Source organism: Paenibacillus sp. ICGEB2008 (assembly GCF_000307675.1).
Taxonomy (GTDB): domain Bacteria; phylum Bacillota; class Bacilli; order Paenibacillales; family Paenibacillaceae; genus Paenibacillus; species Paenibacillus polymyxa.
In genome coordinates this window covers 580918-606682 of the sequence record NZ_AMQU01000007.1, presented here as the reverse complement: position 1 = coordinate 606682, position 25765 = coordinate 580918, and the positions used below count along the sequence as shown (strand labels likewise).

Annotated in this window: 24 protein-coding genes and 2 pseudogenes; 8 read left to right on the top strand and 18 right to left on the bottom strand. The window is 44.0% G+C overall.

Going from position 1 to position 25765, the window contains the following annotated elements:
* Positions 1-24: 24 nt before the first annotated feature.
* Positions 25-1506, bottom strand: a complete 1482-nt coding sequence (locus C400_RS0107380; RefSeq protein ID WP_017426516.1) for a carboxylesterase/lipase family protein — start codon at positions 1504-1506, stop codon at positions 25-27.
* Positions 1507-1658: 152 nt separating this feature from the next.
* Positions 1659-2223 (bottom strand): annotated as a pseudogene (locus tag C400_RS0107375) (GbsR/MarR family transcriptional regulator).
* Between the two features lie 514 nt (positions 2224-2737).
* Here C400_RS0107375 and C400_RS0107370 point away from each other — a divergent pair.
* The 3 genes from C400_RS0107370 to C400_RS28680 are packed head-to-tail and all read left to right on the top strand — an operon-like array spanning position 2738 to position 6531.
* A complete protein-coding gene (locus C400_RS0107370) occupies positions 2738-3961 on the top strand; it encodes a quaternary amine ABC transporter ATP-binding protein (RefSeq protein ID WP_017426515.1) in 1224 nt (407 codons plus the stop codon).
* Positions 3936-5993, top strand: coding sequence for an ABC transporter permease/substrate binding protein (locus tag C400_RS0107365; RefSeq protein ID WP_017426514.1), 2058 nt, complete (start codon positions 3936-3938; stop codon positions 5991-5993). Before C400_RS0107370 ends, C400_RS0107365 begins: the two co-directional genes overlap by 26 nt.
* A gap of 34 nt (positions 5994-6027) precedes the next feature.
* A complete protein-coding gene (locus C400_RS28680) occupies positions 6028-6531 on the top strand; it encodes a glycine betaine ABC transporter substrate-binding protein (protein WP_232795328.1) in 504 nt (167 codons plus the stop codon).
* An 89-nt stretch (positions 6532-6620) separates the two neighbouring features.
* On the opposite strand, the gene C400_RS0107360 is transcribed toward C400_RS28680, so the two are convergent.
* The 6 genes from C400_RS0107360 to C400_RS0107335 form a co-directional block, all read right to left on the bottom strand.
* Positions 6621-7844 (bottom strand): ABC transporter permease, encoded by a 1224-nt coding sequence (locus C400_RS0107360; RefSeq protein WP_017426512.1) that lies wholly within the window; start codon positions 7842-7844, stop codon positions 6621-6623.
* Position 7845: 1 nt separating this feature from the next.
* On the bottom strand, positions 7846-9213 hold the full coding sequence (locus C400_RS0107355) for an HlyD family secretion protein (RefSeq protein ID WP_017426511.1): 1368 nt from the start codon (positions 9211-9213) through the stop codon (positions 7846-7848).
* A 24-nt stretch (positions 9214-9237) separates the two neighbouring features.
* Positions 9238-9822, bottom strand: a complete 585-nt coding sequence (locus tag C400_RS0107350) for a TetR/AcrR family transcriptional regulator (protein WP_016821184.1) — start codon at positions 9820-9822, stop codon at positions 9238-9240.
* A 255-nt stretch (positions 9823-10077) separates the two neighbouring features.
* Positions 10078-11445: an ABC transporter substrate-binding protein gene (locus C400_RS0107345; RefSeq protein WP_017426510.1), complete on the bottom strand. Its 1368-nt coding sequence runs from the start codon at positions 11443-11445 to the stop codon at positions 10078-10080.
* Positions 11446-11562: 117 nt separating this feature from the next.
* Complete coding sequence (locus tag C400_RS0107340) at positions 11563-12384, bottom strand: carbohydrate ABC transporter permease (protein ID WP_016821186.1); 822 nt, start codon at positions 12382-12384, stop codon at positions 11563-11565.
* A complete protein-coding gene (locus C400_RS0107335) occupies positions 12381-13346 on the bottom strand; it encodes a carbohydrate ABC transporter permease (RefSeq protein ID WP_017426509.1) in 966 nt (321 codons plus the stop codon). The genes C400_RS0107340 and C400_RS0107335 overlap by 4 nt, the downstream gene beginning before the upstream one ends.
* A gap of 193 nt (positions 13347-13539) precedes the next feature.
* On the opposite strand from C400_RS0107335, the gene C400_RS0107330 reads away from it, so the two are divergent.
* Complete coding sequence (locus C400_RS0107330) at positions 13540-13860, top strand: hypothetical protein (RefSeq protein ID WP_016821188.1); 321 nt, start codon at positions 13540-13542, stop codon at positions 13858-13860.
* Positions 13861-13978: 118 nt separating this feature from the next.
* On the opposite strand, the gene C400_RS0107325 is transcribed toward C400_RS0107330, so the two are convergent.
* Both C400_RS0107325 and C400_RS0107320 read right to left on the bottom strand, forming a co-directional pair.
* Positions 13979-14353 carry a hypothetical protein gene (locus tag C400_RS0107325; RefSeq protein ID WP_016821189.1) on the bottom strand — a complete coding sequence of 125 codons (375 nt, stop codon included), beginning with the start codon at positions 14351-14353 and terminating at the stop codon, positions 13979-13981.
* A gap of 606 nt (positions 14354-14959) precedes the next feature.
* On the bottom strand, positions 14960-15676 hold the full coding sequence (locus tag C400_RS0107320) for a hypothetical protein (RefSeq protein ID WP_017426508.1): 717 nt from the start codon (positions 15674-15676) through the stop codon (positions 14960-14962).
* A gap of 92 nt (positions 15677-15768) precedes the next feature.
* Between C400_RS0107320 and C400_RS27535 the strand changes: the two genes are divergently transcribed.
* A complete protein-coding gene (locus C400_RS27535; protein ID WP_017426507.1) occupies positions 15769-15942 on the top strand; it encodes a hypothetical protein in 174 nt (57 codons plus the stop codon).
* A gap of 577 nt (positions 15943-16519) precedes the next feature.
* The gene (locus tag C400_RS0107310) at positions 16520-17308 is read left to right on the top strand and encodes a polysaccharide deacetylase family protein (protein ID WP_017426506.1); all 789 of its coding nucleotides are present in this window, start codon (positions 16520-16522) and stop codon (positions 17306-17308) included.
* An 89-nt stretch (positions 17309-17397) separates the two neighbouring features.
* Here the strand turns inward: C400_RS0107310 and C400_RS0107305 are convergent, their stop codons facing one another.
* Positions 17398-18372 carry a sugar-binding transcriptional regulator gene (locus tag C400_RS0107305; protein ID WP_231124959.1) on the bottom strand — a complete coding sequence of 325 codons (975 nt, stop codon included), beginning with the start codon at positions 18370-18372 and terminating at the stop codon, positions 17398-17400.
* Between the two features lie 134 nt (positions 18373-18506).
* On the opposite strand from C400_RS0107305, the gene rpiA reads away from it, so the two are divergent.
* Both rpiA and C400_RS0107295 read left to right on the top strand, forming a co-directional pair.
* Positions 18507-19199, top strand: coding sequence for a ribose 5-phosphate isomerase A (gene rpiA, locus C400_RS0107300; protein ID WP_017426504.1), 693 nt, complete (start codon positions 18507-18509; stop codon positions 19197-19199).
* Between the two features lie 16 nt (positions 19200-19215).
* On the top strand, positions 19216-20184 hold the full coding sequence (locus C400_RS0107295) for a Gfo/Idh/MocA family protein (protein WP_017426503.1): 969 nt from the start codon (positions 19216-19218) through the stop codon (positions 20182-20184).
* Positions 20185-20289: 105 nt separating this feature from the next.
* Here C400_RS0107295 and C400_RS0107290 read toward each other — a convergent pair whose 3' ends face one another.
* From C400_RS0107290 to C400_RS0107265, 7 genes and pseudogenes are all read right to left on the bottom strand, one after another.
* The gene (locus C400_RS0107290; RefSeq protein ID WP_017426502.1) at positions 20290-21615 is read right to left on the bottom strand and encodes a prolyl oligopeptidase family serine peptidase; all 1326 of its coding nucleotides are present in this window, start codon (positions 21613-21615) and stop codon (positions 20290-20292) included.
* Positions 21616-21715: 100 nt separating this feature from the next.
* Positions 21716-22597: an AraC family transcriptional regulator gene (locus tag C400_RS0107285; protein ID WP_017426501.1), complete on the bottom strand. Its 882-nt coding sequence runs from the start codon at positions 22595-22597 to the stop codon at positions 21716-21718.
* 268 nt (positions 22598-22865) lie between these two features.
* A pseudogene (locus tag C400_RS26635) lies at positions 22866-22940 on the bottom strand (phage terminase small subunit-related protein); the annotation flags it as partial.
* Positions 22941-23004: 64 nt separating this feature from the next.
* Positions 23005-23628 (bottom strand): LysE family translocator, encoded by a 624-nt coding sequence (locus tag C400_RS0107280; RefSeq protein WP_017426500.1) that lies wholly within the window; start codon positions 23626-23628, stop codon positions 23005-23007.
* 57 nt (positions 23629-23685) lie between these two features.
* On the bottom strand, positions 23686-23913 hold the full coding sequence (locus C400_RS27530; RefSeq protein ID WP_231124968.1) for a hypothetical protein: 228 nt from the start codon (positions 23911-23913) through the stop codon (positions 23686-23688).
* 140 nt (positions 23914-24053) lie between these two features.
* Positions 24054-24824 (bottom strand): BclA C-terminal domain-containing protein, encoded by a 771-nt coding sequence (locus tag C400_RS0107270; RefSeq protein ID WP_017426498.1) that lies wholly within the window; start codon positions 24822-24824, stop codon positions 24054-24056.
* Between the two features lie 249 nt (positions 24825-25073).
* The gene (locus C400_RS0107265; protein ID WP_017426497.1) at positions 25074-25697 is read right to left on the bottom strand and encodes a LysE family translocator; all 624 of its coding nucleotides are present in this window, start codon (positions 25695-25697) and stop codon (positions 25074-25076) included.
* Positions 25698-25765 lie beyond the last annotated feature (68 nt).

Below are 25765 nucleotides of genomic sequence, written 5' to 3'. Positions count from 1 at the left end.
CTTTAGACGATGCCTCGTACTTACCTATATGCTCATCTGCCCCGTTAGCTGGCGGCGTCTATCCCCTTCTGGATCATGTTCCACCATAATATCCTGATGAAAAATGGCTGTAGCTCGCTGTTGCCTGTCGTACATCGGCCATGCTCGCTCAGGTAGCATAGGCTCCCCATCCCGTGCAAAAGCAACCCATGCCTGCTGCATATCATGAGCAAGCTTCTCCATCGAAGGTTGAATCTCTAATCCCAGCTTACCCAGCAGCTTCAGATTATCGAAAACAAAAGCAATTTCTGCACCGTGAACCGCTTGTCCAAAGGTAGGATGGCCCGGCAGTGTCCAATCAAAACGGTACATCCATACCGACGCATACACCGACTGTGCAGCGGCAAGAGCCAACGCAGGACGCCAAAAAATGAGATCAGTCAACATTTGTGCCTGTCCCTCAATGGTAACTGGAAAAGGTTCTATCAGGTCGCCAATGTCGGACATACCTGTCATCATTTCCAATGCCTGACGTGCTGTTAGCTTGTTCATCAGATGGGATTCTTTGCGGATAAAATAGTTCCCTTCATGCAAGTTCGTTCCAATCATAACAGATACCTGTTTTGCTGAACCTTGGGCGATTGCCGACAGGGGTACATCCGGCAAGGTCACCCCGTCCACAACGGGTTGATAAATCATCGCCATCCCAGGTCCGATGACTTCATGTGTTTTGGCCATAGCGAGCATCAACGCATCTGTCGGCAGCGTAAACAATCGCTCAGGATGCTGAGCATCCACACCCAGTTGCTGCAAATACACAGCCGCCACTTGCTCAGCCTGTGCAGCTGGCAACACCTGCGATGCTCCACTTTGCAAAATTGCACGCTGGAACAGCCCCTCAGCGGCTGGCATCGCCAATAGAGCGGCAATACTCATCGCGCCTGCCGATTCACCGAACACCGTTACTTCGTCCGGGTTGCCGCCAAAGGCAGAAATATGATCCCGAACCCATTCCAGCGCAGCGATTTGATCCAACAGTCCGGCATTTGAGGTCAGCCCATTCCCCTTTGGAGTCAAATGCAAAAATCCTAACGGTCCTAACCGATAGTTGATCGTAACTACAACAACATTGCCATTCTTCGCCATGCGTTCCCCGTCATATAAAGGTATAATCCCAGACCCGGTGACAAAGGCACCGCCATGAATCCACACCAGCACCGGACGTCCCTTCTCAGGAGCCTTCGAAGCCGGTGTCCAAATGTTCAGATACAAGCAATCCTCGGACTGCTGCGGCGGTTCCACCAGATTTCCGGTCATACTTTCAGCGGAGGGCATGGGTTGCGGACAGATGGGTCCGAAACTCGTCGCAGCCCGTACACCCTCCCAAGGCTCCAAAGGCTGTGGTCCGTGAAAACGAAGTTTTCCAACAGGAGGCTGCGCATATGGAATACCTTTCCACACATGATATCCATTCCCCGTTTCTCCACGTAATTGACCTAGACGAGTATGTACTGTATTACTCTCCATCATGAACCCTCCTTTATTTTGTATGTTCAACATAACGGTATACTATCAATCTTTACATATCTCTATTATACCCTTTGCGCAGGACCAAACCAAAAAATACCGGAAGCGCTTTTGCGCTCCGGCATTTTGTAGACAGAATGAGTGGATCTTGCTTAATCCTGAACCTCTTCTTTCGGAATCAGCTTGTAAATTTCTTCGCTTTCCATCGAATCAATCAATCGGTCTAGCCACTTGTAATAAGCCACGGCCTGCTTCATTTTCATACGGTCTTGCTGAAGAATGGTCTTAAATTCCTCGTATTCTTCACCCTGCGCCATCAATTTGTCCAGTTCGTCAATGGCTTTGCGCAGTACGAGTAAATTTGTTTCTACTGCTTTTCTCCATTTAATAGCGAAGAAGTCAGTAAAAGTTTGGTACCAGTCATATTCGACTTCATACAAGTCCTTGCGTGAGCCTTTGCTCCATACCTTGTTCACCATTTTCAGATCCAACAACGTTCGAACTCCTGTACTCATGCTCGTTTTGCTCATTTCCATTTCACGGCCCATCTCGTCCAGCGTCATCGGTTTATCCGCAAAAAAAAAGCAAACCGTACAAATGCCCCGCAGACAGAGTGATCCCATATAGGTCCATGTTTTTACCTATAGCTTCTATGACACGTTTGCGAATTTTTTGCAGCGACGCCTGCTGCTCATCACCTAACTGGTACAAGCTCATGCTTGCAACCTCCTAATTTTAGAGCATTTTGCACAACCTAGTATGAACGACTTACCCGTAAAGGATTAGCTTTGACGCAATATATGAAATCTTTCAATACTGAATGAAATGTTTCAAAAGCAAAGCTTCTGTCTATATTACAACAGCATGATCGTTCAAAATCATAATTCGCAAAATTGCTAATGATAGTAAACTTTTAAAATTATGGATATACATAAATCTTTTTGTTATGGTCATATTTCATTGTCTATTTTAAAAAAAGCACTATCGGTTGTAAAGTTCCGAATGTTTGAGCATTCTAAAGAACGAAGGAGCATATCGAAGGAAAGTTTGTACAGTTTTTTCTGTACGTACTTTACGAACAGTTTTTTTGTTTGAAATGTAAGTGATGCTTCTGTTACAATTAATTTTGTCATTAACCGTTCAGGATGTACAGAATTATGATTTTTATACTCAATCCATCATGCAACATGGGGTTAATACCAAGCAAAGTATAGAAAGAAGAGGTGTATGTATGACGATTTTGGAAGTCAAAAATGTCAGCAAACTCTTTGGTCCTCACGCAGAGCAAGGTGTTCCGCTCCTGGAGCAAGGCTGGGGCAAAGAAAAGCTGGCCAAAGAAAAACAGATTACTGTTGGTGTTAACAAGGCCAACATGCAAATTAAGCAAGGTGAAATTTTCGTAATTATGGGGTTATCAGGTAGCGGCAAGTCCACTTTGGTGCGAATGCTAAATCGCTTGATTGAGCCTACCTCCGGTGAAATTCTGGTCCACGGCAAAGATCTCCGTAAGATGAACAAAGAACAACTCCGCGAAGTTCGTCGTAAAACCATCAGCATGGTTTTTCAAAAGTTCGCCCTGTTCCCACATCGGACTGTATTGGAAAATGTAGAATACGGTCTTGAAATTCAAAAGGTAGATAAAGCACAACGCCAGGAAAAGGCACAAACAGCGCTGGAACTGGTTGGTCTTAAAAACTGGGGCGATAAAATGCCCGATGAGCTGAGTGGCGGTATGCAGCAGCGTGTCGGCCTGGCACGGGCACTGGCGAATGACCCTGAAGTTCTCCTGATGGATGAAGCATTCAGCGCATTGGATCCTCTCATTCGCCGTGACATGCAAGATGAGCTGCTGGAGCTTCAAGATAAAATGAAGAAAACGATTGTCTTTATCACCCATGATCTGGATGAAGCGCTGCGGATTGGTGACCGGATTGCATTGATGCGGGACGGAGTGGTCGTACAAATTGGTACACCGGAAGAAATTATGATCCAACCAGCTAACTCTTATGTAGCCCGCTTCGTCGAGGATGTGGATCTGTCCAAAGTATTGACGGCTGCTCATGTCATGCTTCGTCCAGAAACCATCACTATGGACCGCGGTCCGCGTGTAGCTCTGGAATTGATGCGGGAGCGTGGGATTTCCAATCTATTCGTCATTGACCGCACCAAAAAGCTATTGGGTGTTATTAATGCCGAGGATGCTGTTCATGCACTGCGCAACAATTTGAAGATTGAAGATATTTTGATCACGGACGGACCGCAGGTTCCTGCTGAAACCGTTATTAATGATTTGTTTGAAATTACAAGCTCGTCCAAGGTGCCACTGGCTGTCGTCGATGACAAGCAGAAATTGCTGGGCGTTATCGTCCGTGGAGCTTTATTGGGTGCACTAAGTGGAGATGTACCTACTACAAAGGAGGTGAATGCCCATGATACCGAAACTGCCAATCGCTGAGTGGATTCAATCCATTGTAGACTGGATGGGTATTCATCTGGCTGGATTGTTTAATGTTATTTCTTCGGTAATTGAAGCGGTAGTAGGCTTTTTCTCTGGCTTGTTCATGCTTCCGCACCCTCTGGTGTTCATCGTGATCATCGGGATTATCGCCTTTATGATCGGGCGGGTGCAGCTTACACTGTTCACTGTCATCGGCTTCCTGCTGATTGATAATCTCGGCTATTGGAGTGAAACGATGAACACGCTCGGACTGGTCATCACGTCTGCGCTTGTATCCATTGTTATCGGGATTCCGATCGGAATCTGGTGTGCATACAGTAAGTCAGCATCACGCATTATCACGCCTTTACTTGATTTTATGCAGACGATGCCTGCGTTCGTGTACTTGCTCCCGGCGGTTACCTTTTTCAGCTTGGGTGTTGTACCAGGTGTTATCGCCTCTGTAATCTTTGCGATTCCCCCAACCATTCGCATGACCAACCTGGGGATTATGCAAGTATCGGATGAACTGATTGAAGCCTCTGATGCTTTTGGTTCAACATCGGCGCAAAAGCTGTTTAAAGTACAGCTGCCACTGGCATTGCCTACCTTAATGGCTGGTATTAATCAGACGATTATGCTGTCACTGTCCATGGTTGTTATTGCTTCCATGATCGGTGCGGAAGGTATCGGTGCGGTTGTGTATCGTGCTGTGACCCAGCTGCAAATTGGTAAAGGCTTTGAAGCCGGCTTGGCTGTGGTCGTTCTGGCTATTGTACTTGACCGCTTTACACAAAACCTGTTCAAACCGACGAAAAGAAGCAAAAGTCGTGTATCCAGCAAGCAAAAAGTATGGATCACCTCTGCAGTTACAGCGGTTATTCTGATCGCTGGCGCATCTCAATATTTTGTTGGAACAGATCATTCCGCTGCTGGTAAAGGTAGTGCTGCTGCCAATCCGATTGGCGCAGAGGTTGATTATAAAATTATTGGTATTGATGCCGGGGCAGGCATTATGAAGTCGACGGCTAAAGCAATTCAAGACTACAACTTGTCTGATTGGAAGCTAGTTGAGGGTTCCGGTGCGGCCATGACGGCCACATTGGACAAAGCCATCAAAGCGAAAAAACCGATCATTATTACCGGTTGGACTCCTCACTGGATGTTCAACAAGTATGATCTCAAATATTTGGAAGACCCTAAAAAGTCTTATGGTGAAGCTGAGGGTATTCATACGATTGCCCGTAAAGGTTTGCAGCAGGACGCTCCTACTGCTTATGAGTTTCTAAAACGTTTCAAATGGACAGCAGAAGATATGGGTGAAATGATGGTTGCTATCCAAGAAGGGACCAGCCCTGAGCAAGCTGCCAAGGATTGGGCGGAGAAACATGCCGACAAGGTTCAGGAATGGACTCAAGGACTGCAACCTGTCAATGGCGATACCTTTAAGCTAAGCTATGTAGCTTGGGATTCGGAAATTGCGAGTACAAATTTGCTGAAATATATTATGGAAAATAATCTGGGTTACAAAGTAACCGCACTGCAAGTTGAAGCAGGTCCTATGTGGACGGGTGTCGCTAGTGGCGATGTAGATGCCTCACCGGCTGCATGGCTGCCGTTAACGCATGCGGATTACTGGGCTAAATACAAAGATAAACTCGACGACCTAGGTGCAAATATGACTGGTGTTAAAACTGGGTTGGTCGTTCCAGCTTACATGAATGTTAAATCAATTACTGAGTTGCAGGGGAACGGAGCCGAAGCGGCTCCAGCCTCCGCCGCTACTGGGGACTTTGGCAAGGAGGTCGGCTACCGCATTGTCGGTACCGACCCTGGTGCCGGACTGATGAAGCTGACTGCTAAAGCTATCAGTGACTATGGATTGTCCGACTGGAAACTGCTTGAAAGCTCTGGAGCTGCAATGACCGCTACACTGGATAAAGCTATCAAAGCCAAGCAGCCTATCGTTGTAACCGGTTGGACTCCTCACTGGATGTTTAACAAGTATGATTTGAAATACTTAAAAGATCCTAAAAAAGGCTTATGGTGATAAAGAAGAAATTCATACCATTGCCCGCAAAGGGTTGAAACAGGATGCTCCTGTGGCTTATGCATTTCTAAGCCGTTTCAAGTGGACTGCTGAAGATATGGGTGAAGTGATGATCGCAATTCAAGATGGTACTCCCCCACAGCAGGCTGCCAAGAACTGGGCTGATAAGCATCCTGATAAAGTACAGGAATGGATCAAGGGCTTGCAGCCCGTCAATGGCGATCCTCTGAAGCTGAGCTACGCTGCTTGGGATTCGGAAATTGCCAGTACGAACGTATTGAAATATGTATTAGAACAAAAATTGGGCTATAAAGTAACCGCGCTGCAAGTGGAAATCGGCCCAATGTGGACAGGCGTGGCTGGCGGAAGTGTAGATGCTACCGCAGCCGCTTGGCTTCCATTGACGCATGCTGATTATTGGACTCAATACAAGGATAAAGTAGATGACATCGGAACCAGCATGACTGGCGTTATGTCCGGACTTGTCGTTCCATCCTATGTACCCATTGATTCTATTGAGGATCTCAAAACGCAATAATACTTCACTTTTAAACCATACTAATAAATAAAAGGCAGATCAGGGTTACATCTGATCTGCCTTTTGAATATCCAAATTTAAAATTACTCTCAGCCTTTGATTGTGAACCCTTCTTGAGCGGGCACATCGGCATGCTGTGCTGTCGTCTGATGTTGTCTAAAGAATAACGGATAGATCACGAAGGCCACCAGCAGACTCACACAACCAATGACGCCCAGAGCAATCAAATCCTTAAAGATGTATGTGATATCCAGACCCTTGAGCGTAATGTTCCGTACTGCGTCCAGATAATACGTCAGCGGCAATATTTCAGCAAGCCCTCGCAAGAAGCCGGGCATTGCTTCTAATGGCCACGTATAACCTGACAGCATAAAGGAAGGAACAGCAATGAGCATCAGAGTTTGTGTTGCATCCACTCTGGTCTTGGAAAAGAGACTGAACAGGAACCCTAATCCACACAAAGCAAAGTTAAAGACCAGCGAAACCAAAATCAATGGCAGTACCTGTCCCCTAAACGGAATATCGAAACATAAAGCGCTAATACTGAATACAGTCAGCACATTAAAAGCTCCCGCCGCATAATAGGGTGCTAGCTTGGCAATAGCCAAGCGCCAAGGGGTGTTTTTCCATGCGCCAAATCTTCCCCAAGTCCCAGCTTCCTTATCACGCGTGCAAGACAACGCAATACCTAGCAGCAAGCACTGCTGGAGAGCCGCAGAAATTACCCCCAACGGCATGAAAAGCTTATAATCATATACCGGGTTAAATAGCACTCTGGATCGGAACGGGATGGTAGTCAGCGTCGAGGCGGCCTGATCGGCGTTCATTCCCTTTTGCTTCATGGAATTGAGCGATACTCCGGCACTCACGCTACTAATGACCTGATTGGCAATCCGACTGGCACTATTGGAATACATCATATTACTGCCGTCAATCAGCGTAAGCACAGGTGGATTTTCCCCATGCTTAAGCCGAGTGGTAAAGTTATCTGGAATGACAATTCCGACCTTGGCTTCCCCAGTCTCCACCTGGCGGACTACATCTTCCTGATTGGTCACTTGCCGTGTAACGGCAAATGAATCAGTCGCGTCGAACGCCTGAATGATTTGGCGACTAAGCTGCGAATTATCTCCGTCATACACCGTAACAGGCATCTCGGTAATCCGCTGATGCGAATACAGGAAGCCGAACAGTATCGTATACACAATTGGCGTAATCAGCAGAATAGCCATAAAGCGGCGGTCCCGGAAGATACTCAGCCATTCCTCTCGAAACACATCGCGGATACGAAGTCTTTCCTGTGAACCCTGCATATTACTGCGCCCCTTTGCCTGTAAACAGAACCGTGGAGCCTGTTGGAACGGAAGCCGCAAGATCCGGTAATGCTACCTTCACACCAAAGGAACGGACATCCTTATCACCTGAGCTTTGGCTCGGTTTTTGAATGGCAAAGTCCGCAGCCGATTCTAACAAAATGACTTTGCCCTTCAGCTCCTTACCGCCTGACAGTAATTTAACTTGAACTGTATCCCCTGCTTGAAGACCGTTCAGAGACGTTTCCGGTACATAGAATTTAGCCCAACGCTGTGTGGATGTTTCAATAGTATAGACAGGAAATCCTGCGCTAGCCATCTCACCCAAGCTAAGCGACTTGGATTTTACGATCCCATCCTCAGGCGCACGCAGCGTAGTATAGCCCAAATAGGTCTGAGCCTCCTGAAGTGCAGCTTCCGCTTGGGCTACCTGTGCATTGGCACCTTCAACCGCAGATTGTGCCTGCTCTACCGTCGATTGCGCCGCCTTCACAGCGGATTGCGCTTGCTCTACCGAAGCCTGAGCAGCTTTGACATCTTCCTGTTGCACAGCCACTTTGCCCGCTCCTGCCTGTGCTTCCTTCACTGCAGCCAAGGCTTGACGGTATTGGGCTTCAGCCGCCGTAATTTCCTCCTTACGGCTTCCCTCCCGCGCCATATCCAATTTTTGCGACTCAGCATTATACTTGGCCACTGCCTGTTGATGTTCCAATGTCGCTTGATCCAGTGAGGCCTGAGTTGCTGCACCGGCTTCTTGAAGCTTTTTGGCACGCTCCAGATTTTTAACAGTCAGGTCCAGCGTTTCCTTCGCTACCTTCACAGATGCTTGCAATTGCTCAATCTCCTGCGGTCTTGCCCCGCTTTTGAGGGCATCCAATTTCGCTTTGGCGGCGTTCGCAGCCGCTTGGGCCTGTTCTATCTGGCTGGAGGAAGCCTCAGCAGTCACACTGACCGCTGTCGTACCTTGGCTCTTCTTGGCCTGAGCGGCGCTCACGGTAGCCTGTGCCTGGCCTACGCCTGCTTGAGCCTGCAATACGCTGGCTTTCGCTTTGGACACATTGCTCTTGGCTGCCAGCAAAGCAGCCTGTGCTTGCTTCACCTTATCTTCCAGCTCACGGCTTTCCAGATGGGCTAGCTTCACCTGCCCTTTTTTTACCTTGTCGCCCTCATTCACCAGCATCTGATCAATACGTCCCGCCATCTTAAAGCTGGCATTGAGCGTATCGGATTCTACATAAGCCGTAGGGATAGAAGAAGACTCATCTGCGGATAAGCTGCTGCTCCCTCGTGGGAAAGCAGTCAAAGCATAGATTCCTACAGCGATTAAAATAATAAGTACGATGTAAATCGCATATTTTTTGGCTTTCATGTTCTCATCACTCCACTTGTCTATTTAATGTTGCATACCCAGCGCGTTACATACAAATACTTCGGTACTTTCACGAACTTCCTGCAGATTCATCGTTTCGCCCCATACCATCGACCGCATTGGAGTAAAAATGTAAATGCCGAATAAACAATTTGCAGTCGTTTTTGCATCCAGCTTACTCGAAATTTTTCCATAGAACTTGCCGGAATCAATCTCTGCCTCCATAAAATCAAAATAGTCTGCCAGCACCTGCCTAATATTAAAATGCTGTTCCTGCGAGACCCATCCCTTACTGACCAGTAGACGGCAAAAATCCGGCTCTCTCCCAATGAACTCAATATGTACTTGGATCAGCTTGCGAACCCTCACTTCTACCTGATCCATAGGAATTTGAGCCATCGCTTCATGGATATCCTGGACAAAACGTTCCATTCCCATCTTCAAAATGTAAATGTACAATTCTTGCTTGTTTTTAAAATTGTAGTACAGGGTTCCTTTGGCTATGCCACACACCTTGGCAATTTCCTCCATATTTGTATCATTAAATCCTCGTTCGGAAAAAGCCTTGAGTGCGCCGTTAAAAATAATTTCCTTCGTTTGCTGTTTCATGCTTCCTCCTTTTTTGAACTGACCGTCCAGTACAAAAATTATGTATTTATTATAAGCCCATTTTCAGTTATCCAGCAATAGGAAATGTGCAAAAATGACCATTTTAGACACTTCGTCTAAACGATTATTCTAAAATAAAAATGCAAAAACGGATCGAATAAGTGAGGGGGTCACTCATTCGATCCGTTATTTCATAAAATCGGCTAATAAGGAGGCACATCTACGAATTATCAGCCGATTTTAAGGGAGGGCCGACTATTTCTTCACCGTTTGATTGTATTGCGCGATTTTGCCTGTAATTTCTTGTGCAGCTTGATCCAGAGCCTGTTTTGGCTGTTGCTGGCCACTCAGAACAGCCTCAATCGCACCTTCGACGATCTGACGCGCTTCTGGGAATACGCCCATCACTGCGCCTTGTGTAGCAGTAGATTGTGCCGATGCATGCAATTGGTCAACAGCTGTCTGGAATTGCGGATATTTTACCATGTTATCTTTGAGTACCTTCTCGTCATAGGCCGCTTTCGTGATTGGGAAGTACCCAGTATTCACACTCCATTGTGCCTGTACTGCTGGGGAGGCGACGAATTTAATGAACTCCCATGCTGCCTTTTGCTGGGCTTCAGGTTTGTTGTTCATGATGCATAAGCTCGCGCCGCCTACAACTACGCCGCCTTCTTTTGCTTCATTGGCTCTTGGCAGAAACCCTGTGCCTACTTCGAATTTATCGCCAACCTGCTCCACAATATTACGCAGCGAAGCGGTAGAATCCAGCGTCATCGCAATTTGTCCTGCGGAAAAGGCTTTCGCTGTATCGTCCGAGTTACGTCCCAAATTGGATACGACCTTTTCATCGATCATTTTCTTCCACCATGTCAGCGTTTTTACACCGGCATCCGAATTCAGCAACGATTCCGTAGCTGCTTGCTCACGTCCATTGCCATTATTCACATAGTCCGCGTTCTGATTGGCAAACAGTTGCTCCATAAACCAGCCGTAAATGGCAATGGATGCACCAGATTTACCATCCTTACTTAAGGCTTTGGCAGCTTTTTCGAATTCATCATACGTTTTCGGAGGATTAGCTGGGTCAAGTCCTGCGGCTTTGAAAGCATCCTTGTTGTAATACAAAATCGGGTTTGACGTATTGAACGGCATGGCGTTCAATTTGCCATCAATCGTGTAGTATCGTGTAATATTCGGTTCAAGCTGCGACAAATCGAACTTATCCGCATCAATAAATTGTTGTACAGGCGTGATCATTTTGGAGTCGATCATGAATTTACTGCCGATTTCGTATACTTGAATGATGTCTGGTCCGCTATTAGAACCAAGCGACGCTTTCAGCTTGTTCAAGCTGTCATCATATTTACCTTGATATACTGGCTCTACCTGAATGTCCTTATGACTAGCGTTAAAGTCAGCAGCAATCTGCTTGATCGCTTTTTCACCGTTGCCGGACATTGAATGCCACCAAGTCAGCTTTACAGGTGAAGTTGCTGCTGCCCCTGTATCATTACCATTACTCGGCTTCTCCGCCGCTGTATTGTTGCTACAGCCTGCTGCAACGACCATAGCAGTCAGAATAAGCAGGGTCAAAGCACTTTTCAAACGAAAAAATCTCATAATCTCTCTTCTCTCCCTTTGATTAAATGATTCTTGAATGAAATGTTTGTACTCTTGTGTGTTAAAGCTTTGTATATAGGCTGCTTGCGCAGGTGTTGCTGTCTTTTGCTTCTATAATTAGCCTTTAAGCGCACCCGCTGCCATTCCACGCACCAGCTGTTTTAATCCAAAGATCAGCAGGAGTAGAGACGGTAAAATGACAAGTGCCGTACCCGCAAACACCAGATTCCATGAAGTCGATTCCTGAAACTCCAGCATAGATATGCCGATCTGCACGGTACGCATATTCTCGCTATTTGTGACCAGTAAAGGCCAGAGATATGAATTGTACATGTTCAGGAACGAATACACAGCCAGTGTTCCGAGCGCAGGGCGCGATAACGGAAGCACATGAAACAGGAAATATCGGATATGTCCGCACCCATCCATACGAGCAGCCTCGAACAGTTCCTTGGGAAGCTGGAGAAAAAATTGTCTTAACAGGAACGTTCCGAACGCCGTCGCCAGAAATGGAACCGTCAACCCTTGATATGTATCAAGCCAGTTCCAGCTTCGTACCGTCAGATAGTTGGGAATAATAGTAACTTCCCAAGGGATCATCATCGTCGCGACAAACATGCTAAAAATGAAGTTTTTTCCCTTGAATTCCATTTTGGCAAAGGCATAGGCCGCCAAGCTGGCTGTAATCAGTTGTCCGATCATTGTCAGACCCGAAATGAGAAAGGTGTTGCCGATAAAGGCTGCAATCGGAACGATTTCAAACACTTCAGAAAAATTGGCCATATGAAAGGAATGCGGGAAAAAGCTTGGTGGGTAAGCGCTCGCTTCCTCCGGTGACATGACCGCCATAAAAAATGTATAAATAACTGGGTACAAAATCAGAGCGGCTGCAATCGTAAGCAGCACATACAATAATGTTGAATTCAGGTGTTGTTTCATTGGTAATGCACCTTTCTTTCCACCCACTTAAACTGAATCATCGTAAGCAGCAAAATGACAGCAAACAAGACAATGGCCTGCGCACTCCCTGTTCCGAACCGGAAATTAATGAAAGCTTCCTGATAAATGGAATATACAAATACATTCGTACTGTTCACCGGACCACCTTTGGTCAAGATATTAATTTGAGCGAAAGACTGGAAGGCACCAATGATGGAAACTACGGTCACAAAAAAGATCGTCGGTGATAGCAGCGGCATAGAGATACGCCAGAACGTGACCAACGGTCCGGCTCCGTCCATTTTGGCACTTTCGTACATGTCATCTGGAATCCCTTGAAGTCCGCTTGATAAGATAATGTAATTGAAGCCAAGATTCATCCAGATGGTCATTATGGCTACGGAGAACAACGCCCAATCTGGGCTGGTCAACCACGGAACTGGATTGATATGTAATAGGGAAAGCACATAGTTGAACATCCCCAGTGTAGGATGGAAAAGGAATTTCCAAATGACCGCAGATGAACCCACCGATAACACCATCGGTAGCGAGAAGGCAAACTGGAAGATACGCATTCCACGTAATTTACTGTGTGTAAGGGCAGCGAGTACCAGCGCCAGTAAAATACCCACAGGTACCGTCAATAGTGCAAAAAGCAGCGTGACCTTAATCCCCTGTAGAAACTGACCTGAGCTGAACAGCATAGCAAAGTTATCTAACCCCACATAATCTGCAACGTTTCCTGCGGGATCTGTAGAATGCAAGCTGAGATAAACGGACTTTATCATCGGATAAAACATAAATACAGCAAACAAAATAAGCGATGGAGCCAAAAAGGTATACGCCAGCGCGTTTTCGCGCAGTCTTTGAATTTTTAGCGAACCCGTGCGTATGCGAGCTTTAGACGATGTCCGTTGCTGGCTCCTCGTCCCCAGTCCCAAAGATTTGTTAAGTTCACCCAAAACGGAACGCCCCTTTCTTTTCAAACCAACCTCAGTAAGTGTATCGTTTTGATGTAAAGGGAACATCAAGTGAACTGGAGTAAAATGTTAATGTTTTGACTCTTTGTAAAACCTGTCTTACTTGGGTATTTGCACAAGGGCACAGGCTCCTGCATACGATATATCATTATATGAGTACGGAGGTCAGAGGCGAATGTCGTACAACACCGTCAGTCCGCAAACCTTATATCAAGCTAGACCGGAATTCCAACAAGAACTCAAAAAAGTCCACGATCATTTGCATTATCAATTGAGTCCCTACATGAACCACACGGTTAGAGTACAAACGATGGATCATCAGGTATATGAAGGAACGATTGCGCATATTGATGCGGATCATTTGTATTTGAGAGTGCCTCAGCAGTATCACTCATCCTCCTTAGGAACCCCGACCCCTGATCGTTCCTATGCCTACAACAATGTCATTCTGCCGCTGGTGCTATTTAATTTGTTGGTTATAGTCCTGTTGAGCTAGCGCTCGATCCATGCAATCTGTCTAACTAAAAGACAAAAAAAACCTCCAAATCCGTAAGGAGCCTACCCTTGGCACATTACGAAGTTGGAGGTTTTATTTATTTGTGTTTTTATAATCATTAGTTCTCACAGGAGATGCCTGCTTCCTGCTCTAGTACAGCTATAAAACGCTCTATACGTTCTTCATTCGGCAGGTGGCAGAACACCTCATTTACCCCCTGATTGATCAGCAGGATGCTCTCCTTAGTATCCGACAATTCCTTTTCCAGCTTAGCCAGCGAAATATGGTGATAATTAATGAATTTGATCCAAGGAATACCCATAGTGCAGGAATAAAAGATGATTCGTTGGGACGTTACTGCCAGCATTCCACAAAGCGGTATCTTCTCGGAGCTTTGCTGCAAATCATACGTACACCTAATAAAGGATCGGATGTGTTCGCCGGCTTCTAACGTCAGATTAATGGCTCGTAGCTCTTTTTCATCTGTTTTCATCCCGTCTCATCTCCTGTTCGAAGTTCAGGAACGAGTCGCAGCTCCATGACCTCAAATCAGCTTTTGCGGCTTGCCCCGTCGACCTCTTCCATTTTTCGTCAGAATAAGAACTGGACAATGACTGATCTCCACTGCACATTAAAACCAAGGATGGATATGTACAACTTAGCATGGGCACAGGATGTTATCAACAAGCAAGCGAGCACTGTTATTGAGCAAAATTCGGCTATGTGCGTCTTTTATATGCTAGCCTTTACCTCACTTACTATTAATAGCAGGCCGTATTAACTTCCTCCTGCCTGGAAGAATGATACAATGAAGAGATATAGTATGTAAAATTTAATCTATTTAGGTATAATCACCCTGTTCTTACACGACGGAATGGAGAGAGCAAAAACAAGCTTTGTCTGAATCGATCAGTGCCAAGCCTGCATCGTATAAGATCGAGTGCAAAACTAATCTCTTGCTCCTCCGCATGCTTCCTGTATTAAACTCGCTTATCATTTCCTAGAAAGGCTTCCCAAGTTTATTTAACTTGGAGGAAGCCCTTTTATCTATCTCGCTTGTAAATAAAATATTTAGGTAAAACACTAACAAATTATTAAATTAATATGTTTGTAATTGTGAGCTAGCTGAACTGTTGTGAACATATAGAAATAATTTGTATGTAGAGCTAAAGTAACCATTTATTTTAACCCAAGTAAATGTCAAGGTTGCACGAGCGGGTCTTGAATCAGTCTGTTTAGGTTGGTCGACTACCAAATTCTCTCCACTTGAGTACCCCCCAATTATATCAATATAAGGATCATAAGCGTCCGAAATGTAGCTGTAGCCACCTTGAACTAATGTATAATCAGCAAAAAATCTCGCTTTAACAAAAGAAGTTTCTTCTCTCACTGTTACATTTGTAAATGTTCTATAACCAGTTCCTCCTGAGGCATATCCCCCTGAAACATCATTTGGAGTTATAACATGTTCTTCCTTTATTTTCGCGTTTGTAAGATCTATGGTTGATTGAATTACGGAGCCATCAGGAAACGTAGTTTTTTGAATTTTCATACCATCTGATGATTCTACTTCACTTGTAATACCAGTATCTTTTTTCTCTGGGTTGTCAGAATCAGGGAGTTCTCCTGCCTTAATCTTTTCTATTAGGCTTTGTTGCACTTTTTCCGAAAGACCCAAATCATTTAAATGACTAGATAATTTTTCGAAATCTTGATTTGAAAATGTAACTGAAGAAACCTCACTTGCAAAACTAGCGGGTGCCATTGAAAGTAAAAGAGAGACGGACAATATTGCAGACGCTACAACTTTTTTCATGTTGTTCCTCCTATAATATGGTATGATACTATTGAAGATTAACATATTATAGATTTATACGTCAAATATTATCAAAATTTGGAGGAAAATTTATGTTTGACAATTTATTTCTTCATGAAATGTCTATATTTTTATTTTTAGGAAGTGAATTATTGCTCTTCTCTTTTGCTCTTATTTTTATTATTTGCACTTTTAAACAAAACAAAGCAATGCATCGTTTGGATGAGATTTTGGCAGAAACAACCCACCTAATAAAATCGAAGTAAGGAGAGGATTCTGATAGGGACCTGGACTATATCTGTAACCATAATCTACTGGTTCTGCTTTATTCATATTTTTATATGTTCATGTGCGTTGATCTACCTCTTTAAAATAAGAAAAACAAATAAATTATTTCAAAGAAAAATAGAGCTGCTCAGTAAGCATTTAGAAATATTAAGAGAACAGCTTAAAAAAAAAATATTAATATGCAAGACGGGTTACTAATATTAGATGCTATTCAGCTACCTTGAAAAGTTTAACTTAAAATCTTGAGGGATGTAATAATCCTTTTATTACAAAATCGCCAACAAGACCTCTCACAAGTTTTAACTCATGAGAGGTCTTGAACTAATTCAGAGAGAGCAAAAGCAGAAGTTGTTACATTATGCTACACTCTTGAACTTAGTCTCATTAATTTACCATATTTACCCTTAAGACCTGTTCTGGGGCTTATATCCTTCCATACTATGTTTCTCTTCATGAGTGCTAATATGCTGAAGATAATTTTAAAAAATGAGGAATGGTATGCGCTTCTTCTTGGCAAGCTAATGTGAGAATACGTCAGAACGGAGAAGAAGCCTGATGAAATATAACCGTTTGCTATGCGCTGGAATCGCTATTTCTTTGCTGAGTATTAGTCCTTGCCCCATTCCATATACGAATGCACAAGACACATCATACGCCTCTCCCGCACCTACAAAGGGAAGAGCCTATTACGAAGAACGGGGCGACATTGTATGGGAAGTTCCTACCCATCGTAAGCTTATCGCTCTCACATTCGATGACGGACCGGACGAAAGCAATACTCCTGCCATTCTTGATTTACTTCAGAAATATGATGCGAAAGCGACCTTTTTTGTCGTCGGCAGCCGTGTAGAAAAGCTGCCACACCTTGTAAAACGGGAACGAGAGGAAGGACATGAAGTTGGCAACCATACCTTCCTTCATTCATCCTTTCAATATATTTCCCGTAACAAAGCTTTGTCCGAATTGAATCAAGGTCAGGCGAGCATCGTTCAAGCAACTGGTGCGGGGACACATCTATTTAGACCACCAGGCGGCTCCTATAACGATACACTGGTCAAGCTATCCAAAGAGAAGGGACTGAAAATTATTTTATGGTCCTGGCATCAGGACACCCTAGATTGGCGAAAGCCCGGTGTACACCGTATCGCTGATAAGGTGCTTCGCAATGCCCGTAACGGTGATATTGTCCTCATGCACGATTATGTACATCAAAGTACACAAACCGTTGATGCCTTGAAGATTATTCTCCCTGAGCTCAAGAAAAGAGGTTATTCCTTCGTCACTGTATCTGAATTACTCTCTAATCGAGAAAAGCCGGATGGGCTGATTGAAGTGAATAAGTGAAAGAGCAATGTTGTACTTGTGACCTAAGATGATGGATCAGAAACTAGCCCCATGTTATCATGTGTACGCAAATAATCGTTCATATCATGTCATGGGGATTTGTTTTCAGTAGCTTGTTCCAGCAGTTTTAATGCTGTTTCTTCCGTTGTGATGAGCACATTCATGTAACCCCCATTCAATGCACCCAGGATTCCTGGAACCTTTTCTAATGATTCTGCTATACCGACAGAAAGCTTCGCCTTTTTGATTTGCTCCAGCGAAATGGTAAGGGTCCTATCTTCCAAACTTGTTATGATCGAAGTACCGCTTTCGTCAAAGAAACGCGAGCAAATATCTCCGGCCGCTCGCCCATCTTCCAATTCTGTAATAAATGCATCGCCATAAAATCCTCTCCACTTCTCACGCCCCTGCAATTTGGCTGAGCCAATGCCAAATAACGCAATATCCAACTTATCCCAATAATCAGAGATTGTCTTGAAGTAAGGGGAATTTATCAATTGCTCTCTGGTCTCCCTCTGCTCTGTAATCGCCGGTGCATCAATCATTAATGAACGGGCGTTCCACTTAACCGCTGCTTGATAACAAATAGTGTTCACATGATAGCGGCTCTCTAGTTTTCCTGAGGGCCCGCCGACCATAGGAATGAACGTTACAAAAGGGCGGTTGTCGGTGGAGAATTCATCCACTACACTTGCTAGACTGCTTCCCCAAGAAAAACCGATAACATCCTTAGACTGAACCTTATGCTGTAGCCAATCTGAGCAAGCCCGGCCTATGGCTTTACGCTTAAGATGGCTTGGCTGAGCTGGATCGGTCATAACAACAATAGCTTCCTGAAGTCCAAAACATTCGCATAGCTTCTGCTCCAGTGGAAGCTGGTCGGCTGTCCCATAATTAATTGTAATACTCACAATCCCCTCTTCTCGTACCCGCTTCAACATCCGGCTGATAGTCGTCCGGTAAATGCCCAGCACTTTAGAAATTTCGCTCTGCGTCATATCCTGCTCATAATACATTTGGGCAACCTTAATTAAAAGTTTTCGGTCTTCCTGCAAATTCATCATCTCGCCCTCCCTTTGCGCATATTGCATTTGACAGATAAAAAAACCGTCGATATACTGTAGGCGATCATTTTGCACATATTTTATTATAATGCACAAATGTGCAGAGAATCAAATAATACGGGGAGATGATTACTTTGAGCACGGATACGATAAAAAACAAATGTGCCAAAGAAGCTCTAACTTATATCCGAGATGATACAGTCATTGGACTGGGAGGTGGAAGCACCATCTCCTATTTAATCAGGCAGATTAAAGAATCTGGTCGGCGCGTTAAGGTAATAACCCCTTCCGGTGCTACAGCCGCCCTTTGTATCCAGCATGGTCTGCCGCTGCTTCCGTTATGGTCTGTGGAGCAGATTTCCGTTGCTTTTGACGGCTGCGATGAGGTCGATGAACAGCTACGGGCGCTGAAGAGCGGCGGCGGCATTCATACCAGGGAAAAACTGGTCGCAACGATGGCGGAGCACTACATATTACTGGTTGATGAGAGCAAGGTGGTAAAGGAACTGACCTTTAGTCATCCTGTCGTACTTGAGATTCTTGAGGATGCGCTATCTTATGTCCAAAAATCGGTTACCAGCCTGGGCGGCAACGGAATGGTCCGCAGCAGTCCAACTAAAGATGGGTATACCATTAGCGATTACGGGCATTTATTAATGGATGTTTATTTTCGGGAAAGGATAGATATCGAGAAGATTCAGAGCAGCCTAAAAAAGATTAGCGGAGTAATCGAGACATCATTGTTCACGGAGGAAGTGACAGGAGTGCTCGTTGGGAGCGAGCATGGAGTCCGATTTATGTCCAAAAAAATAGACACACCAAAATAAGAACGGGGGCTTAACCATGGATCATTTGAAGTGGGGTATTATCGGACCAGGATCGATCGCTGCAGAATTCGCAGTCGCCCTAAATGAGCTTGGCGGAACACTGTATGCAGTATCCTCACGCACACTAGAGAAAGCTGAGGAATTTGCCAGCCGACACGGTGCCTTGAAGGCTTACGGCGGACACAGCGAAATGCTGCAGGACCCTGAGCTGGATGCAGTCTACATCGCCACACCGCACAGCCACCATTACCAATACGTGATAGACAGCCTTTCGATGGGAAAGCATGTCCTCTGCGAAAAGTCCATCACGATAAACAGCGCACAGTTACGCGAGATTGCTCGTCTTGCCGAAGAAAAACAATTAGTAGTGGCTGAAGCGATGACAATCTACCACATGCCACTTTATAAAAAGCTACGGCAGCTTCTGGACGACGGGGCCATCGGCCGTTTGAAAATGATTCAAGTCTCTTTCGGCAGTCATAAAGAATACGATGTGAATAACCGCTTTTTCAGTAAGGATCTGGCGGGAGGGGCACTGCTGGATATTGGAACATATGCCCTATCATTTGGCCGTTATTTTCTTTCGGAGCAGCCGCAAGAAATTCTATCGACTGTCAAACGCTTTGAGACAGGTGTCGATGAACAATCTGGAATCATTCTGAACAACAATGTAGAGGAAATGGCCGTCATCTCTCTGGCGATGAGATCTAAAATGCCCAAGCGGGGCATTGTGGCTGGGGAATTAGGATATATCACCGTGGATAATTTCCCTCGGGCCTCCAGCGCTACTGTTCAATATTTGGACGGAACTGTAGAACTGATTGAAATAGGAGATAGTGCTAAAGCACTGCAATATGAGATTGAAGAGATAGAGAGCCGTATTTCCGGAAAAAGTAACCGGAATACCCTACCGCTCTCCCTCGACGTTATGGATATCATGAGTCAGATACGAGAGCAATGGGGAATTAAATACAGCTTCGAATAACAGGGTTATCCACTGTGTAGCCTGGGGATGAGATTCTTGTATATGAGGTATACAAGAATCTCATGTTCTTATCCTCAGCAGCTTTCCAAAGCTGTACCTGCCCTCTCAGTCCAATGTTTTGGAGGCCAGCCATTGCATCATCGTTGTTTTCTTTCCGTTAATCAGCTTTGATACTTCATTGTTATATACGTAAATCCAGGACCAGTGACCATTATATTCATACGGTGTTTTGTCGCTCTTTTTGTACAAACCAGAAGTATCCACTACATTATCAAACAACGACATATGGACATCCTTTGCTCCCGCATTCACCAAACGGTTATAGGTCGGAATCATGTAATCGTTGGGTGGAACTACGGTGTCGGTTTTGGCGGCGACAAACCAGATCGGCAGATTCTTCATGTCATTAATTTGTTCATCGGTGATAAGGCTATCCTTCAAAGCTTCACACGCCACCACAGCTGCTGCAAAATAGTCTTTATAATCACGGATCAGCAGCATAGTCATGTATCCGCCGTTGGAGTCTCCGCCAATGTAGATTCGATCTGTATCAATGTCTTTGTTCTTGGCCACGTACTCCTTAATTAAGGACATCAATGCTTGCTCATACTTCGAAGTTCCGTCTCCAAAGCCTGTAAAACCATCCATCCAATAGGTTGGGGTCTGAGGTGCCAGCACATAAGCCCCGCCAAAATAAGATTGAATATCTTTAGAAGCAAAATTCGCTGCCTTATTCCCTGAAATCGGAATCGTCCGATCTGTACCTCCCTCTCCCATACCATGCAGCCAGATCACCAAAGGGTTCTTCACTTTGTCTTTTGCTGGTGCATAGTCGGCGTAAGTTAAAGTAACCCCATCAAATATAGCTTTGCCAGTTGTAAACTGATCAACAAGCTTCCGGATTTCACCTGAGGAAGTATCAATCTTCAATCCGGAAATCGTACCTGATTTGGTTCTTATAGCTTTTTGCTGCGTGATCGTATATTTGTTATCATTCCATCCGTTAAACCCGGAACCTGCATCATAATGAATAGCGGAACCCAATGTTAAGGACGGACCGATTTCCATTTCCAGCACAACGTAGCTTCCGGTTTTCTTTACAGGGTTGCCGCTTTTGTCCGATACATAGGCCTTGGTGACCTTCCTGTTACCTTTTTCAATAAAGGAATTTACCAACCTATTGTCGCTTCTTTCCACATGTACCTTAAATGTATCGTTTGTTATCGCATCTTTGGGTACCGGCTTACCCAGGTTAACAATGATCTTCGTAATGGCTGCTCCCCAATCCTTCACCTCCGCAACCGTCCGGTATGAGGTGGGCTGTACCTTGGCATCCTTGGCCCATGCACCGGAGCTAAAAGCAAAGGTCGTACTGACAGCTAAAGTGAATAACATAGATGTTTTAGCAACCTTTTTAAACTGTTTAAACATGATGTCTTACCTCCTAGATCCATTAATAAAACGCTTACATTATTAATTTTAACGATTTTTTTATTTGCATCCTGCCTTTTATTAGCCTAATTCAGGTCAATTACTGACTCCTTGCTTCAGAAAGCCTCTTGTGCTTTTTACGATATTGATGAGGCGTCACGTGATAAACCTTTTTAAATACCCTGGCAAAAGACTTCTCGTTCGGAAATCCGTGTTCCAGCGCAATTTGTATAATAGAATGGTCTGTATTCATAAGAACACGGAAAGATTTCTCCAGACGGATGGCGTTGATATATTGAAAGAGCGTCAACCCTACATGCTTTACAAAAAAACGGGACAAATATTCGGGAGACAATCCAAAAACCTGAGCTATGGAATCCAGGGATAGGCTCTGATCGTAATTTTCTTTGATATAATCAGTTATCAATGTCAGCCGCTCCAAATATTTATTTGTGCTAAAGCCAGGGAGCGATTCGTTGTCAATTTTAAAATGCATTAATAAAAGGTACACCAATCTATAAGATAGAGACGTTAAGTGAATATGTACTAAAGGGTCATTGTGCTGGTTGAGGTAAGCCACAAATAATGTGTTTAACAGATCACGCAGCTCTTCAAAATGCTGTAATCTCTGCTCGTTGGTTTCGAAAATGGATATACAATCAAATAAAATGGGATTACTATCCTTTATATTTTCTCGAATAAATCCAGAAGGAATCAGAACAGTTATAGCCTGTCTACCTTGGCCCTTAGCCACAGAAAAGGAATGAATAGCATTCGAATTAATGAGCACAATATCTCCTTCTCTGGAGCTATAATTCATGCCATCTATATAGATATTGTCGATTTTTCCTGAGAGTACATAGGATATTTCGATGCTGTCGTGCCAATGCCTAGGTATGTATGCTGGTTCATTGGAGGAATGAGCTATAATTTTTAATGGAAAATGATTGTCTGCCTGGACTAGCTCATATTTGTATCCCAAGTTTGTCGCTCCTCTCAGATGTGAACATCATAATAGAAGAAACGGCTTCAATAGGTTGCCAAAACCGCCATATTTAATCTTCCTGTCTCTATAAACAAAAAAACCTAAGATAACCAAATACATAAGATTCTTGGATCTTAGCATTTGGTTCCTTAGGTTTTGCCTGCGTAACAGTAACAATCCCAGTGCTATTCATTTTCAATTAACTAAGCTAAGTATATAGAGGGTTGAAATTTATGTCAACGCTTTCACTTAAGGCGTTTAACCCTCAACTAGCGGCGATGTCCTTTAGCTTCATATGCCCGTAGCTCTCCAGCCACATCTGTTTTGCCTTATGCCGCTCGGTATCTCTTTCTGGTCGTCTCCCCTAACAAAAAAGAACGAGCTTCCATAGCCCGTTCCTTTATTTATGATCCTGTTTTTTGAACTTTGAAGATCATATTTAAACCAAAACCAATCAGCACGAGTCCCGTGACCTTATCGATCATTTTTTGAACTTTAGGTGACATTAACCATCTTCTTATGTAACTTAACAATAATACGATTGTAGTAAACCATATAATCGAAAGTAGAGCATAAAGAGAGCCCATCAGTAAAAACTGCAAACTGGGATTATAGCCCGGTAGAACAAATTGCGGTAAGAACGTGAGAAAAAAAATAGCAACCTTTGGATTGAGTGCATTGGAAACCAATCCTTGTGTAAACGCTGATTTTCTAGAATTCTCTTGCTTCTCTTGAACCAAATTACTCTTTCCTTTTTTTACAAAGGAAGACAGTCCCATATATATCAAGTAAACTGCCCCTGCATATTTGACTACCTCAAATGCTACAGCCGACTTCATTAATATTAAAGAAAGCCCCAATGCGGCTGCCAATGTATGAACGAGAGCTCCGCTAGTTAAACCTAGTGCAATTTTGAAACCATCCTTCTTGCCATCAGTGAGAGTTCTTTTCGTTATTAATGCAAAATCAATCCCTGGTGACATGACAATAAAGATGAGCAGTATCGTAAATGCCAATATATCATTCATAATGTGCCTCCAGATGAAATTTCAGATACACAATACTAACGCGTTATCAGCTATATTTCAATACCTAACATTCATCCTTTTGAAGCTAATGCGCCACTCGTACGATTTTAAGAATCTTCTGAAAATAAGATTTTTTTGTAAATAATGTTTTTTTGAAAACAGAAAATAATCAAAGTATCCTACCAGCGGTTCATAGACTTCCCTTGGCGAACCAGACTTTTCAGGAACAGAAAGAGCAGCGGCGATGTCCTTAAGTCGCATCGCCCCGCTGCTCTCCAACCACATCTGTCTGGCTTTGTCCCGTTCAGGGATTCTCTCTCTAGGTATTTCCATATCTCAGGTCTCTGAATAATTAGACAAACTGACCGGATAAAAGACATAAACCTTAAACCTTTTACTGAATAAGCTACTACTAAGCAACAATATTAAGGCGTCAACTTTAATATTGTCATAGTTGTATTAATATTATTGTGCAACTGAGCAGGAGTTGCATTGGCATTTACCAGTTGTATTGTAGTTGGAACTGTTGTAACGGTTATTATAACCTCAGCTGCGATAGGTCCCCCACCATTACCTGAGAAAGGTAAGGGTGTTACAGGAGTTCCGTTAACAGTGAGATTGAAGTCCGCATTACCTTGGTTGTGGATAGAAAATGAGATGAAGTAGCTCCCCGTCTCGTTAATTGTTATCGTTGGAGATGGAGGAGTGAAAGTAAATGCACCTCCAACATTAGCTAAAACCCCAGTAAAGGTAATTGGTGAGTTACCCGGAACTGTGTCAGTCCCCGTACCAGGATCTGCTCTGAAAACACTTAAGAAGTCTGATATCCCGACGCCTGCAGGCCCCGTTGCTCCTGCTGGTCCTGCTGGCCCTATTGCTCCTGCCGGTCCTGCTGGTCCTGCTGGTCCTACTGCTCCTGCCGGTCCCGTTGCTCCTACTGGCCCTGCAGGGCCAGGAATTCCTTGGAAACCTTGTAGCCCTTGCTGACCTTGAGCACCTGGAACTCCCTGTGGACCTGGCAGTCCCTGGGGTCCCTGCGGTCCTTGAGGTCCTTGAGGTCCTTGAGGTCCTTGAGGTCCTTGAGGCCCTTGAATTCCTTTAACAATGACCTTCGGCAAAACTTTGAATTTTTTAACTGAACATCTTCTAAATTTTCTCCGATGCATTTTCTTTTGCCAACAATAATGTCTAAACATAATTAATGGTCACCTCCAAAGTCTAGTCAAATTAGCTTATTGTGCAATTAACCAAAAAGATTGGGCTGTTGACTTCATCTAGGAAAAGATAGGCATAGGTCTGTCCGTATGCTCCAACTCGTTGGTCATGATCTTAAACCTCTGTGACCGCCCACCTGTTCTCGGCGTGTGTTGTATGCTTTTCCAACAAAAAAAGGACTAGCTCAACAGCTAGTCCTTAATGATTGGGTTGAAAAGTACTACCTTCTATTATTTTTGGGTAAATGCGATTTTTAAGCCGATGAGTGTAAATAACGAGCCTTGAATATAATTGATTTTTTTAGAAAAGGATGGATTTCTCCGTAGAAAGGAGCCTACTTTTCCAGCAAAAATACTTATCAAAATAAAAAGCACTAAAGTTTGCATTAAAAATACCACTCCAAGAACTAGCATTTGAACAGAAACATTACCGCTTTCCTGGTTTACGAACTGAGGAAGAAAAGCCAAGAAAAAGAGTGATATCTTTGGATTCAACACATTCATGATGACACCTTTTTTATACAATGATTTGTAATTCAAGGTATCACCACTCTTGAGTTCAAAACTCATATCTTTTGCTCTAAATGACTTATACGCCAAAAATAATAGATAAGCTGCTCCAGCGTATTTGATTACTGCAAATGCCAAGGAAGATTGATAAATTATTGCTGCGAGGCCGAAGGTTGCTGCAAAAATATGAACCAACAATCCCGTGCAAAGGCCTAAAGTAGTAAATATCCCTGCATTCCTACCTTTTGCTATGCTCTGTGTCAGAGTGAACACGTTGTCGGGACCCGGCATAATGGTGAGAACAATTGCTGCTCCCAGAAAAGCTAATATAGTTTGAAGCTCCACACAACTTCCCCCTTTGGATAATTTGCATATATACTACACCACAATATGTATAGAAGCTATTAGAGCAA